Origin of the sequence: Gilliamella sp. Pas-s27, assembly GCF_009795865.1 — a bacterium.
Lineage (GTDB): Bacteria > Pseudomonadota > Gammaproteobacteria > Enterobacterales > Orbaceae > Gilliamella.
Window position 1 is genome coordinate 45,040 of the sequence record NZ_WTEW01000002.1, and the last position, 12,491, is coordinate 57,530.

The window sequence follows — 12,491 nt, forward strand, 5'->3', positions numbered from 1 at the left end:
CTAATTTTCGTGAAGTAGATCGCAAAACAAATCCATATATCGGTTTATTAGAATCGGTTTATTAGATAAGTCGGAGTCAATATGTCCCTAAAAATTGTAAATGGCTGGTTACAAGGTATAAAGCAGGTTGTTTCGCCTTTTTATAATGAACGTCCAGCAAATAAACCGATATCGTTACTTGTCATCCATAATATCAGCTTGCCACCCAATCAATATGGTGGCCCTTATGTTGAAAAGTTATTCACCGGCAAGCTCGATCCTAAGCAGGATCCGTACTTTACGTCGATTTATCAACTTGAAGTATCCAGTCATCTATTTATTCGACGCGATGGTGAAATAATTCAATTTGTTCCATTTGATAAACGGGCATGGCACGCAGGAAAATCAGTATTTGAAGGACAAGAAAACTGTAACGATTTTTCAATTGGTATTGAAATGGAAGGATGTGATAGTGACAATTTTACCGAGCAACAATATCAACAATTAGCAAACATCACGTTATTATTACAACAGACTTATGCTATCAAAGACATCGCAGGTCATAGCGACATAGCGCCCGATCGCAAAACCGATCCTGGTCCTTGTTTTGATTGGCAATATTATCAAAATTTGCTTGCACAAAAATCACAAACAGACATGTTACTCAAACAACTTGAAAAAATTATGGCAGAATTGCAAAAAATCGACCTATGGCAAACCACACCGCCAAATCCCGATGCCTTTTTAAGCCAAGAACCTTTTGCTATCGACACCATGCAAGCACACGAATGGTTACAGTGGATTTTTATTCCACGAATACAAGCAATGATTGATGCCAAAACAAATTTGCCAAAATTTGCTCTACACCCTTATTTTGAAGAAGCACTAAAAGAGCAAGAGCAAGATGTTAATCATCTGCTCAATCTTATTAAACAACTTGATGAATTATCGTAAATTAACAAGATAAAAGAACCGCATTTATATGCGGTTCCCTAATGTATATCAATAACTAATACCAAAAGGATACAATAAAAATCGGCCAGAAAAGGTATTGATTTTATTAAAGTTTTTGGGTTAATTTCCACTATTCGATAACTGTCTATATACATTCACCGCTTGTTGATGGTTACTATAAGTGGTTGAAAAGGTATGCCCACCGGTTCCATTCGCAACAAAAAATAGATAATTGGTTTTAGCTGGATGCGCTGCTGCTTCAAGTGAAGCAAGGCTTGGCATTGCAATTGGTGTTGGAGGAAGTCCCTCAATGACATAGGTATTATAAGGGTTTTGGGTATCAGTCAAATCAACTCGCCTAATGGTACCTTTGTAGTTATCACCTAAACCATAAATAATGGTTGGGTCAGTTTGTAACTTCATTTTGCTTTTTAGGCGATTAACAAATACTGAAGCCACATTTGCCCTTTCGGAATTAATACCCGTTTCTTTTTCAATAATTGATGCAATAATAAGGAGTTCATAAGGCGATTGATAAGGAAGATTACTATCGCGATTATCCCAGATTTTTTGCAAGTTACTTTTCATTGTCATGTGTGCACGTTTTAAGATATTAATATCTAACGTATCGGCGGTATAAAGATAAGTATCGGGTGATAACCAACCTTCTATCGATCCTTCAATACCCAGTAGTTTAGCAATTTCTTCGTCGGTTTTACCTATTAACGTTTGTTGAATATATGGGGTATTTTGGATGACAGTTAACCAGTCTTTAGCCCGCTTGCCTTCAACAAATTGAATCGAAAAATTGCTCTCTTTGCCTGACACCAACAATTGCAAAAACTCTTCAACTGTCATATGAGGGTGTAATTGATAAGTCCCTGCTTTAATGGATCTTAATGATGGGTTTAGTTTGCACAAATATGGAAGCAAATATGCCCTTTCGAGCAATTGGCTTTCTTTAACTTGTTCAACTAACTGATGCATAGATGTGCCTTTTTTCAAAACAAACATCTGGTTTTCGTTAGTGACTTGCATTTGCTGTTTAGAAAACTGCTGTAAAAAATAATAACCAATACTAATCGAACCACCCACAATTAAGATTAGGGTGAGTAAAGTGTATAAAAATATCTTTTTAATCATAACTTATTTATCTAATATAGTGGATTTTTGCGCGTGAAGTTAAGCGCGTTATTAATTCATAAGCACTAATTCCTGTGTGCTTTGCGATTTCTTCAACGGGGAGTTCTGCCCCCCAAAATATGACTTCATCACCAGGTTTTTCAAGGCTATTGATGCCTAAATCAACCACAATCATATCCATTGAAACTCGCCCAACAATGGGCACTTTACGGTCATTAATCAAAACTGGGGTATTTTGTGGGATATTTCTTGGATAACCATCACCATACCCCATAGCAACCACACCAAGTTGTGTATCTTGCTCACAATACCAAGTCTGACCATAACCAACCGATTCGCCTTGTTTATGCTTTCGCACGGCGATTAATTCTGATTTAAATGTCATCGCTGGCTTTAAATCAGCAATTGGTGCATCAAAAGGTGAAACACCATATAAAGCGATACCTGGACGCACAGCATCGCGATGAGCCATTGGCCAAGCCAACGTGCCGCCCGATGCGGCAATTGAACATTTGCCAATCAGTGTTTTGTCCTCAATTGAATCAATAAACTGATCAAATAGTTCTATTTGCTTTAACGTTTGATCTGAAGTGAGATCATCAGCTGAACTAAAATGACTCATAATATTAATCGGTTTACAAACCGCAGAACAATTCGCTAAACGATAAAATTCGTCCTTGGCTTCATCAAGACTAAAACCTAATCGATGCATACCTGTATCAAGTTTAAACCATGTAATAATTTGATTTTCAAGCGGTGATGACTGCAATACGTCGATTTGCCATTTACTATGAATGGCTGGTTGAACATTAAAAGTGATTAAATCCCACATATCATCATGCAGGAAAAACCCTTCCAAAGCCATAATGGGGGTATTAATGCCAATATTTCGCAATTGAATTGCTTCTGAAAGTCGAGACACACCAAAATAATCGACTTTATCGATTAATAGCTGTGCAATTTCTTCAATACCATGAGAATAAGCATTAGCTTTAATTACTGCAACTAGTTGACTCGTTGGCGCTATTTTTTTTAGATATTCAACATTATGAATAACTGCTTGACGATTGACTTCAACAACGGCGATAGACATGTTATTACCTAAACTTTGATTAAGGGGTTATTTTAAATTTTGTTTTTAATAATAACAAATTTTTATTTTTATATATATCTATTAATAACTTAACATCATTTTTAAGTCATAAAAAGGTTTTATTTACACTCTCAATTCCATCATTTATATTAAATTAATCAATCTTTTTTGTTTATTACTACAAGCCTGCTGTTTACTATTTACTCAATAAATTTTTATAGATATGTCTAAAGGCCATAATGGGGTGGTGAATAATCATCCTTGGACCTGCATAACGCATCACTTGTTTTATTTTTTGTTTATAATCTTTGCGATAACAGTGTTTTGGACAGCGTTCGCAAGTTGTTTTGTGTTCACCAAAGCGACACATGGTTAGGCGTGCCATGGCATAATTTAGCAAATCATGGCATTCATTACATAACTGATTGCGAGGTGTGTGATGATTTTGATGGCAATATAAATAGATCATCACACTTACTGTGGCTTTTTCTTGCTGTATTTTAGGACCAGTATTATTTGCAACCATAATCACATAACAGGTTAATAAAGAAAGTGGTAAAATAAAATTTATCGTACTATACCACAAGGATTTGTTGTCATGACAAGAATTATTAATAAAGACACCACTGTTTGTATGTCTCTTTCGGCAAGACCAAGCAATTTTGGTACTCGTTTTCATAATTATTTGTATGAAAAACTCGATCTTAACTACTTATATAAAGCTTTTACCACTAATAACTTAAAAGATGCTATTTATGGCATTAAAGCCTTAGCGATCCGTGGTTGTGCTATTTCAATGCCTTATAAAGAAGCTTGCATTGAATTTATTGATGAATTAGATGATTCAGTAAAATCTATTCAATCGGTTAATACTATTGTTAACACCAATCACTATTTAAAAGCCTATAATACTGACTATATTGCCGTTGCCAAACTTATAGTCCAAAATAAAATTGATAATACCACACCATTTGTTTTAAAAGGTAGTGGCGGTATGGCAAATGCAGTAATTGGTGCTTTTTATGATGCCGGCTTTAAAAATGGTATTATTGCTGCTCGCAACCAATCCAAAGGCGAAACATTAGCCAAACGTTATGGATATCAATGGGTGAAGAACGAGCAAACTATACCGTCCCAACAAGCTAAGCTTATTATTAATGTGACCCCAATTGGTATGCTTGGTGGTGTTGAAGCGCAGGAATTAGCGTTTCCAAAAGAAATGATAAATAATGCTGATGTTGTGTTTGATGTCGTTGCTCTACCCGTTGAAACACCAATGATAAAATATGCCCAACAGTTAAACAAAACTATTATTTCAGGTGCTGATGTTGCGGTACTTCAAGCGCTTGAACAGTTTGTATTATATACAGGTATTACACCTAGCGAAGAATTAGTTAAACAAGCAGGTGAATTTGCAAGGCAAGGTTAAATAACATTATCAACGCCACCGAGTCTATTCGGCGGCGTTGAATATATAAATAATAACATATATAAGTTATAACATCGCCTGATGTAATTTGTTATATACTGCTAATAACTTTTGATGCATGGCAAATTGTTCTAAATTATTATTGGTGGTTTTGTCGTCTTTAGCAAAAGACACCAAACCAAAAAATACTTTTTCACCATTAGCGTACTGCCACATGTCATCAACACACGCTTTGCCATACATTTTATCAAAGGCGGTTTGATAGCTACTAAACTGTTTTTTACCGCGTTGCAAAATAAAATTAACTAACGTTTGTAAACAACGATAAGCATGATTACGCTCTGGGGTAAAGATCGATTCATTCATTTCAAGCGTCCAATCAATCCACTGTTGTGCTTGTGTTAAGTCTTTACCTGCCAATGCTAACATTGCTTTTAATTCACCAACACGCAGTGTTAACCACGCATTATCATTACCTGTTGCAATACCTAGTAATTCACGAACACGCGCATAATCATCAAGCCCTTCATCGTCGAGCTGTTCAATAATGGCTAAGTATTGTTTAGCCGTGTGCTTTTTATTAGGTAACGATAAAATAAGATCACGCAAACCAATAGCCATATTGCTGTTAGCAATTAAAAGATCTTCCGGAGGATAAATTTCAGACATGCCTACAGCTAAAATACGGCAAGCATAAACACCTAGATGTTCGTAATCCATGATTAACACTTCAGTTTTGTGACGAGCAAAAATAGCCATTAAATTTGCAAACTCTTGTTCTGTCGTACCTGAAAAGTCCCAATCGACAAATTCATAATCGGCTTGTTCTTTAAATAGATCCCATGAAATCAAACCGCTTGAATCAATAAAATGTGTTTCTAAATTGCTAAGATCTGCAACATCATCATTATCAAAACTTGGTGGTGAAAACACATCAAGATCTTTTAAACTACGTCCTTGTAACAGTTCGGTTACTGTTCGCTCAAGTGCAACACCAAAATTAGGATGAGCCCCAAACGAGGCATAACAAGTTCCATTTTGTGGATTAAACAGCACGACACAAATAACCGGAAACTCACCACCCAGCGAAGCATCAAAACAGTAAAGCGGAAAGCCTTCGCTTTCAAGCGCATCAATTGCAGCTAAAACGGTTGGGTAACGATTAATCACTTCGGTTGGAATAATCGGCAAACTAATAGCTTCAGCTATAATCTTGTTTTTGGTATAACGCTCAAAAATTTCGGATATCGCCTGCACTCGCGCTTCATTATGTGTGTTACCAGCGGCCATACCATTAGAAGCATATAAATTAGCAATTAAATTAACAGGCACATAAACCGTTTGTTTATCGGACTGTTGTTCAAACGGTAAAGTGCAAATACCTCGTTCGTCATTACTTGATTGTAAATCAACTAAGTCGGTTGCGCTTAACTCACGATCGGGATCATAAAATTTAAGTAGTTTTTGAGATAATAATCCTTTAGGTAAGGAATTATCTTCAGGAATAGAAAACCATTTTTCACTCGGATAATGTACAAAATCAGCATTTGCTGCTTTTTTGCCTAAATAAAAATCGGAAAAAAAGTAATTGGTTGATAATCGCTCAAAATATTCCCCCAAGGCCGATGCCAATGCTGCTTTTTTGCTGGAGCCTTTACCATTAGCAAAGCATAATGGACAGTTAATATTTTGAATATGAACTGACCACACATTGGGCACAGGATTAAGCCAAGATGCTTCTTTTACTTCTAAATCATATTTTGTTAGTTGTTGTTGAAAATAATTAATTGAATCTTCGAGGGCGGCATCTTTGCCGGGGATATACGTTTTCATAGTTAATCTCAAGATAATTTTATGTTACAATCGTCGCGCCTTACAGCTTTTGAAAATTATAACTGTATACGCGAATTAAAAAAATAGAAACAATAAAATTAACCCATTCACAAAGGAAATATAATGAACAATAAAATCAAATTTTCAGATCTTACTATTAAAGACTTTTTCTTCTTTAATCGAATGATAACACCAACATTTATCACTATTGTATATTGGATTGCATTATTTTTTATTGTAATTGCTTCATTAACAATGATTTTAGGTAGTTTTGCTTTATTTACTTATAGTTTTTCTGCTGGTTTAGTTACCTTTTTTAGTGGCATCGTTACTTTTATTGCTGGCTTTATTTCAACGCGTATTGGTTTTGAATTGATTTGTATTTTATTCAACATTAACCACAATATTGAAAAATTAGCCAACGAAAAGACTAATTCAGAAACACAAGAATAATCACCTAATATCAATGCTATTAATTAATAGCGTTGACTGGGCTTCAATAAAAAAGTGAGACTTATTCCCACTTTTTTATTTTCTATTTTTTATCGCTAAATCTAAAATAATCCCTTAACCTACATTAAGCTCACTAAGTGGCCATCTAGGTCTAACATTGATGGACAAATCAGAATGTAACCCTGCTTTTAGATGGATCATCCCAGCATAAGCAATCATAGCACCATTGTCAGTACAAAATTCAAGTCTTGGGTAATAAACCTGCCCCTTTCGCTGTGCCATTAATTGTGCAAGCTTATGGCGTAATGTTTTATTGGCACTGACACCACCAGCAACAACGAGGCGATTAAATCCGGTTTGTTCAAGTGCACGGCGAGACTTAATAATTAGCGTGTCGACTAAAGCATCTTCAAAAGCCCTCGCAATATCTGCTTTAGTTTGGTCATCTATAACTTGATCGTGCGTATTTTGATGAATAATATTAGCCGCCGCAGTTTTAAGCCCAGAAAAACTAAAATCAAGCCCGGGTCTATCTGTCATTGGTCGTGGAAAGTGAAAGCGAGAATCACAACCTTGTTCAGCTAATTTTGACAATTTTGCACCCCCCGGATAATCAAGCCCAATTAGTTTAGCTGTTTTATCAAAGGCTTCCCCTGCCGCATCATCAATCGACTCTCCCATTAATTGGTATTGTCCAACACCTGTCACCTTAATTAATTGTGTATGCCCTCCTGAAACAAGTAGTGCGACAAAAGGGAATTCGGGCGGATTATCTTCTAACATTGGCGCAAGTAAGTGCCCTTCCATATGGTGCACAGCAACTGCTGGTACATCCCACGCATAAGCCAGTGAACGCCCAATTGATGCACCAACCATTAACGCACCAATCAACCCTGGACCTGCCGTATAAGCAATTCCATTAATATCTTGAGCTGTTAAATTTGCTTCTTTTAGAGCTGCTTGAATTAATGGCACTGTTTTACGAATATGATCACGCGATGCCAGTTCAGGCACCACACCACCATAATCGGCATGTAATTTAATTTGCGAATAAAGCTGGTTTGCAATTAACCCCTCGACATCATCATAAATCGCGATGCCTGTTTCATCGCATGAGGTTTCAATACCAAGGATCTTCATTAATGTCTACCTGCAAAATCGTTAAGATCTTCTTCACTCCAAAGATCTTGTTCAGTAATATCTTTATCAGGAATGCGATGTTCTTCAGTTGCCCAATCGCCTAAATCGATAAGTTGACAGCGTTTACTACAAAATGGACGGTACGGGCTATCTTTGCTCCATACCACTTGTTTTTGACAAGTTGGGCAATTGACATAGGTAACGGTTTCTTTATTCATTGTAACTCTTTTTTAATAATTAGTACTTAATAACGCTAACAACAAGCTAATTCAAAATCAATACTATCGGTATTCACATTATCACAAGCATCAAGCGGTAAAAATCGAATGCTATAGCGTGACATATGACCAGATACTTGAGGGTACATGTTTTTTTCTAACGAAATCCGAATACGAATCAAATTAACATCACCATTAGTTTCTTGAAAAAAGTTGTTAGTATAAATAAATGGTTTAAATTCTCCCAATTGTCTTATTAATTGCATATAACATGTCAAAGACTCATCAAGAATGGATAAGTGTTGTAACCAGTTTTTTACTTGTATATAACGCCTTTCTTGTGGAATTTTTAGCCATAAATGAAATGAAGGCAAATCAAAACTACAACAACCACCTGGTATCATTAAGCGTTGACGAATTGCGGTAATAAAACGATCATCTTTTAACGGTTGTCCCAAACGGGCGATAGCATTAAATTGAGCTAGAAAAACATCAAACTTGTTAATCAAATTGCTAAGTAAATCATAATCCACACCATCAAAAGCTAACCAAGAAGTTAACTTTTGTTTTTGAGATTCAAGCTCTTTAATAAAATCTGCTTTCACATCGTTACGTTCAATAATCTCTAATAACTCGGACAATGCGTGAAAAAAAACCAACGCATTATTTTGATCAAAATGACAATGCGTATTTAACTGATTTAATAAAAATTCAATACGAAGCCAAGTGCGCATTTTCTCATTTAATGGATGTTCAAAAACAATGTTATTCATCTATTCAAATCTTACAATTAAAGTTATCTAAATATTGTTGATGTAATTGGTCGACTTGCGTAGTTAGCGACGCAAAATCACCCTCATTAACAATGATATCATCAGCATAAGATAAACGTTTTTGTAAAGACACTTGTGACAGTATCATTTTTTTGGCTAATGATTCGCTAATATTATCTCTTTTTACTAATCGTGCCAATTGTAACGACACAGGCGTATCGATTATCAATACACGATCAGCCAACGTATGTAAATTATTTTCAACTAACAAAGGAACAACCCAGATCACATACGTTGATTTTTGCATTGCAATTTGTTTTTGGGTTTCTTGCTGAATAATTGGATGCAACAAATGATTAAGCCATAGCCGCTCATGATCATTATTAAAAATAATCTCACGGAGTTGACTGCGATCAAGTTCACCATTTGCAAGTAAAATTTCCTGACTAAAATGCTGAACAATTTGATTAAATGCATCGCTACCAACCTGCACAACTTGCCTTGCAATAATGTCAGCATCAATAATAGGTACTCCCAATTTGTTAAACAAATTGGCGATGGTACTTTTACCACTGGCAATACCACCACTGAGCGCAACAACATAAGGCATACAGCAAATTCCAAGTTAAAAAAATATTGCCCAATTATAGCATATAAGTAACTTGATCATATAACCCTAAATACAAGCAAAACTTATTCGTTAATTGGGAAATTTATTCCCCCATTAACGCGGTAAAATCATTTACTAAAATAGTACATAAAGCTAAGAATTAGGAAAATTAATCGCCCATTGTCAAATAAATAAAATAAAACAGTTGTTTTATATCATTGGCTGTATATAATTACATATATATGTATATAAAAACAGGAATATGTTATGAGACCATTAACCGAACGCCAACAACAGATTTATGACCTAATTAAAGACAACATCCAAACTACTGGCATGCCTCCTACTCGTGCCGAAATTGCAAAAAAATTAGGATTTCGATCAGCCAACGCCGCTGAAGAACACCTTAAAGCACTCGCCAAAAAAGGGGCAATCGAAATGATCGCAGGATCATCACGCGGAATTCGTCTTTTGCTTGAAAACCCAGTTGAACAAAATGAACTTGAGGGTTTACCATTAATTGGGCAAGTAGCGGCAGGATCACCGATCTTAGCGCAAGAGCATATTGAAAGCCATTACCAAGTTGATCCGTCTCTATTTAAACCTCATGCCGACTTTTTACTAAGAGTGCATGGCATGTCCATGAAAGATATCGGTATATTAGATGGTGACCTGTTAGCTGTACATAAAACCCAAGATGTTAAAAATGGTCAAATTGTTGTTGCTCGCATTGATGACGAAGTTACCGTAAAACGCCTATCACGCAAAGGCAAACATGTCCACTTACTTGCCGAAAATAGTGAATTTTCACCTATAGAAATCGACTTAGAACAACAAAATTTTGCCATTGAAGGGCTTGCTGTTGGCATTATTCGTAACGGTTCATGGATGTAAGTATATAGATGTATGAGCAAAGATGGTATAGAATAGTAAACACTAAAAAGTAGGAGATTACTATGTGGCTATTTTGGTTATACGAAGGTTTAGCATTTGTTGCAGTCATATTGCTCATTTTTGGCTATTGTCGTTTTAGAGGAATTGGTTTTTGGTCTTTCATCTGGAAATATTTAAAATGGGTATCGTTAGCAGTCCTTATTGCTTGGTTAGCAGTTGCAATCCTTTGCCGAGTTGACTTATATAATGCTACCCACTGCTATTTTAGAGGGGAAAGCATGCATGCCAACACCAAATATTCTATCTTCTTAGGTGAATGCCAAGTTGAAACGCCAAGTGGAAGTTATGTACCTATTGAACGAGCTAGAGCATTACCTGGCTCAAGTAACCATGATAATGACGATGGAAACGAATCCACAAGCGAATTCTATCCTGTAAATTAATATATCGGGAATTCAAAATCCGACAAGTGCTACTGTAGTTGTCGGATTTTTCCATTTTTATCTGAATGAAAAATAGAATTGTAAACAAATAAAAAATCAGCACATAACTTAATTTATTAATTATTTTGCGCATTAGTCCGTTGAAAAGCCAAACAAGACTGTTCTAACTTTTTAAACCCCCAAATTAGCATAAAGCTTACACAAAGATAAATTACTGCGGCAATACCAAAAGCATAAAAAGGTTGATAGGTTTCGGCATAGATATCTCGTGCAATCTTCATCACATCTTGTACTGTAACCGTAAAAGCTAGCGCCGTCGAATGCAACATAAATATCACCTCGTTACTATAAGCAGGCAATGCAATACGAAACGCTCTTGGCAAAATAATATAGCGATAAAGTTGAAAACGGTTAAAGCCAAGTGCAGTTGCGGCTTGAATTTCACCATGTGAAACATGTCTAATAGCACCAGCAAAAACCTCGGTCGTGTAGGCACAAGTATTTAAGGTAAAGGCAAGCACAGTGCAATTTAAGCCACTTTGAAAAAAATCGCCCAACCAAGCATTATTTTTAACCACACTTAAAGTATAAATACCTGTGTAAATAATCAATAACTGCACATATAACGGTGTACCACGAAAAATATAGGTAAACAACCAAATAGGTAATTTAATTAGTTTATTTGGCGAATTTCGTCCTACTGCTAACCCTAGCGACAAAGTGCCACCAATTAAAACGGATAAAATCAAAATCCACAGCGTCATGGCAAGGCCGGTGATGTTATAGCCATCAGTCCATAATAATGCTTGCCAATATTGTTGAATAATTTCTAACATGAGTTTTTATAACTTACTTTTAATGGTACCAATGGAATAACGCCGCTCCAGCCACCATAAAACGATATTCGATATTGAGGTAAAAAACAGATAAAATGCGCCAGCGATCAAAGCAAATAACAAGGGTTGATACAAAGCTTCGCCTGCATTTTTAGTTGCTTTGACTAAGTCTGATAACCCCAGCAACGATACCAACGCCGTCGCTTTTAATACTACTAGCCAATTATTCGCAATACCTGGCAACGCAAAACGCATCATTAAAGGAAACATTACATACCGAAACACTTGGACTTTGCTAAGTCCTAGAGCTGTTGCTGCTGCCAATGTATTTTTAGATACTGCAATATAGGCTCCCCGAAAGGTTTCGGTAAAATAAGCCCCATAAATAAAACCTAACGTAATAATGCCGGCTATTAGTGGATCGATTTCAATAAAAGGCATATTAAAATAATCTGTTATATTATTGATTAAAAACTGCAAACCAAAGAAGATCAACATCATCAACACTAAATCAGGCACGCCACGAATTAGCGACGTATAAGCCTGACAAAGTACATTACATATTTTGGAATCAGCCAACTTTCCTAATGCACAAACAATACCAAGAATTATGGCGAACAACAAAGAAGCCAGTGCTAAAACAATGGTTAGCCATGCGCCTTGAAAAATTAACGAAATATAGCCCTGCATGGT

At 35.9% G+C, this 12,491-nt stretch carries 15 protein-coding genes; 5 read left to right on the forward strand and 10 right to left on the reverse strand.

What is annotated here, in order from left to right; genetic code table 11:
- The first annotated feature begins 81 nt into the window (after positions 1–81).
- Positions 82–933, forward strand: a complete 852-nt coding sequence (gene ampD, locus GQ589_RS01330) for a 1,6-anhydro-N-acetylmuramyl-L-alanine amidase AmpD (RefSeq protein ID WP_160412020.1) — start codon at positions 82–84, stop codon at positions 931–933.
- 120 nt (positions 934–1,053) lie between these two features.
- Here ampD and mltG read toward each other — a convergent pair whose 3' ends face one another.
- The 3 genes from mltG to GQ589_RS01345 all read right to left on the reverse strand — a co-directional run bounded on the left by mltG (position 1,054) and on the right by GQ589_RS01345 (position 3,695).
- The gene (gene mltG / locus GQ589_RS01335; protein ID WP_160401432.1) at positions 1,054–2,076 is read right to left on the reverse strand and encodes an endolytic transglycosylase MltG; all 1,023 of its coding nucleotides are present in this window, start codon (positions 2,074–2,076) and stop codon (positions 1,054–1,056) included.
- A 7-nt stretch (positions 2,077–2,083) separates the two neighbouring features.
- A complete protein-coding gene (gene alr, locus GQ589_RS01340) occupies positions 2,084–3,169 on the reverse strand; it encodes an alanine racemase (protein ID WP_160424082.1) in 1,086 nt (361 codons plus the stop codon).
- Between the two features lie 196 nt (positions 3,170–3,365).
- The gene (locus GQ589_RS01345) at positions 3,366–3,695 is read right to left on the reverse strand and encodes a nitrous oxide-stimulated promoter family protein (protein ID WP_160424084.1); all 330 of its coding nucleotides are present in this window, start codon (positions 3,693–3,695) and stop codon (positions 3,366–3,368) included.
- A gap of 72 nt (positions 3,696–3,767) precedes the next feature.
- On the opposite strand from GQ589_RS01345, the gene GQ589_RS01350 reads away from it, so the two are divergent.
- Entirely contained in the window at positions 3,768–4,598 is an 831-nt protein-coding gene (locus GQ589_RS01350) for a shikimate 5-dehydrogenase (RefSeq protein ID WP_160412024.1), read from the forward strand.
- Positions 4,599–4,664: 66 nt separating this feature from the next.
- On the opposite strand, the gene ycaO is transcribed toward GQ589_RS01350, so the two are convergent.
- Positions 4,665–6,431 carry a 30S ribosomal protein S12 methylthiotransferase accessory factor YcaO gene (ycaO, locus tag GQ589_RS01355; RefSeq protein WP_160401428.1) on the reverse strand — a complete coding sequence of 589 codons (1,767 nt, stop codon included), beginning with the start codon at positions 6,429–6,431 and terminating at the stop codon, positions 4,665–4,667.
- Positions 6,432–6,554: 123 nt separating this feature from the next.
- Here ycaO and GQ589_RS01360 point away from each other — a divergent pair, with 123 nt between their 5' ends.
- Positions 6,555–6,884 (forward strand): DUF4282 domain-containing protein, encoded by a 330-nt coding sequence (locus GQ589_RS01360; RefSeq protein WP_160424087.1) that lies wholly within the window; start codon positions 6,555–6,557, stop codon positions 6,882–6,884.
- A 114-nt stretch (positions 6,885–6,998) separates the two neighbouring features.
- Here GQ589_RS01360 and tsaD read toward each other — a convergent pair whose 3' ends face one another.
- The 4 genes from tsaD to coaE are packed head-to-tail and all read right to left on the reverse strand — an operon-like array spanning position 6,999 to position 9,625.
- On the reverse strand, positions 6,999–8,024 hold the full coding sequence (gene tsaD, locus GQ589_RS01365) for a tRNA (adenosine(37)-N6)-threonylcarbamoyltransferase complex transferase subunit TsaD (protein ID WP_160424089.1): 1,026 nt from the start codon (positions 8,022–8,024) through the stop codon (positions 6,999–7,001).
- A complete protein-coding gene (yacG, locus tag GQ589_RS01370) occupies positions 8,024–8,242 on the reverse strand; it encodes a DNA gyrase inhibitor YacG (protein WP_160401425.1) in 219 nt (72 codons plus the stop codon). Before yacG ends, tsaD begins: the two co-directional genes overlap by 1 nt.
- 35 nt (positions 8,243–8,277) lie before the next feature.
- The gene (gene zapD, locus GQ589_RS01375; protein WP_160401424.1) at positions 8,278–9,015 is read right to left on the reverse strand and encodes a cell division protein ZapD; all 738 of its coding nucleotides are present in this window, start codon (positions 9,013–9,015) and stop codon (positions 8,278–8,280) included.
- Positions 9,016–9,019: 4 nt separating this feature from the next.
- Positions 9,020–9,625 carry a dephospho-CoA kinase gene (coaE, locus tag GQ589_RS01380; protein ID WP_160412025.1) on the reverse strand — a complete coding sequence of 202 codons (606 nt, stop codon included), beginning with the start codon at positions 9,623–9,625 and terminating at the stop codon, positions 9,020–9,022.
- 267 nt (positions 9,626–9,892) lie between these two features.
- On the opposite strand from coaE, the gene lexA reads away from it, so the two are divergent.
- Entirely contained in the window at positions 9,893–10,519 is a 627-nt protein-coding gene (lexA, locus tag GQ589_RS01385; RefSeq protein WP_160412026.1) for a transcriptional repressor LexA, read from the forward strand.
- Between the two features lie 62 nt (positions 10,520–10,581).
- Positions 10,582–10,962, forward strand: coding sequence for a hypothetical protein (locus GQ589_RS01390; protein ID WP_160412027.1), 381 nt, complete (start codon positions 10,582–10,584; stop codon positions 10,960–10,962).
- Between the two features lie 116 nt (positions 10,963–11,078).
- On the opposite strand, the gene hisM is transcribed toward GQ589_RS01390, so the two are convergent.
- Together hisM and GQ589_RS01400 are read right to left on the reverse strand one after the other, a co-directional pair.
- Positions 11,079–11,798: a histidine ABC transporter permease HisM gene (hisM, locus tag GQ589_RS01395; protein WP_160401420.1), complete on the reverse strand. Its 720-nt coding sequence runs from the start codon at positions 11,796–11,798 to the stop codon at positions 11,079–11,081.
- Between the two features lie 6 nt (positions 11,799–11,804).
- On the reverse strand, positions 11,805–12,488 hold the full coding sequence (locus GQ589_RS01400) for an ABC transporter permease (RefSeq protein ID WP_160401419.1): 684 nt from the start codon (positions 12,486–12,488) through the stop codon (positions 11,805–11,807).
- Positions 12,489–12,491: the final 3 nt, after the last annotated feature.

Coding starts and splice junctions, on each gene's coding strand:
- ampD (WP_160412020.1), top strand. CDS start 82: ATGTCCCTAAAAATTGTAAATGGCTGGTTACAAGGTATAAAGCAGGTT.
- mltG (WP_160401432.1), bottom strand. CDS start 2,076: ATGATTAAAAAGATATTTTTATACACTTTACTCACCCTAATCTTAATT.
- alr (WP_160424082.1), bottom strand. CDS start 3,169: ATGTCTATCGCCGTTGTTGAAGTCAATCGTCAAGCAGTTATTCATAAT.
- GQ589_RS01345 (WP_160424084.1), bottom strand. CDS start 3,695: ATGGTTGCAAATAATACTGGTCCTAAAATACAGCAAGAAAAAGCCACA.
- GQ589_RS01350 (WP_160412024.1), top strand. CDS start 3,768: ATGACAAGAATTATTAATAAAGACACCACTGTTTGTATGTCTCTTTCG.
- ycaO (WP_160401428.1), bottom strand. CDS start 6,431: ATGAAAACGTATATCCCCGGCAAAGATGCCGCCCTCGAAGATTCAATT.
- GQ589_RS01360 (WP_160424087.1), top strand. CDS start 6,555: ATGAACAATAAAATCAAATTTTCAGATCTTACTATTAAAGACTTTTTC.
- tsaD (WP_160424089.1), bottom strand. CDS start 8,024: ATGAAGATCCTTGGTATTGAAACCTCATGCGATGAAACAGGCATCGCG.
- yacG (WP_160401425.1), bottom strand. CDS start 8,242: ATGAATAAAGAAACCGTTACCTATGTCAATTGCCCAACTTGTCAAAAA.
- zapD (WP_160401424.1), bottom strand. CDS start 9,015: ATGAATAACATTGTTTTTGAACATCCATTAAATGAGAAAATGCGCACT.
- coaE (WP_160412025.1), bottom strand. CDS start 9,625: ATGCCTTATGTTGTTGCGCTCAGTGGTGGTATTGCCAGTGGTAAAAGT.
- lexA (WP_160412026.1), top strand. CDS start 9,893: ATGAGACCATTAACCGAACGCCAACAACAGATTTATGACCTAATTAAA.
- GQ589_RS01390 (WP_160412027.1), top strand. CDS start 10,582: ATGTGGCTATTTTGGTTATACGAAGGTTTAGCATTTGTTGCAGTCATA.
- hisM (WP_160401420.1), bottom strand. CDS start 11,798: ATGTTAGAAATTATTCAACAATATTGGCAAGCATTATTATGGACTGAT.
- GQ589_RS01400 (WP_160401419.1), bottom strand. CDS start 12,488: ATGCAGGGCTATATTTCGTTAATTTTTCAAGGCGCATGGCTAACCATT.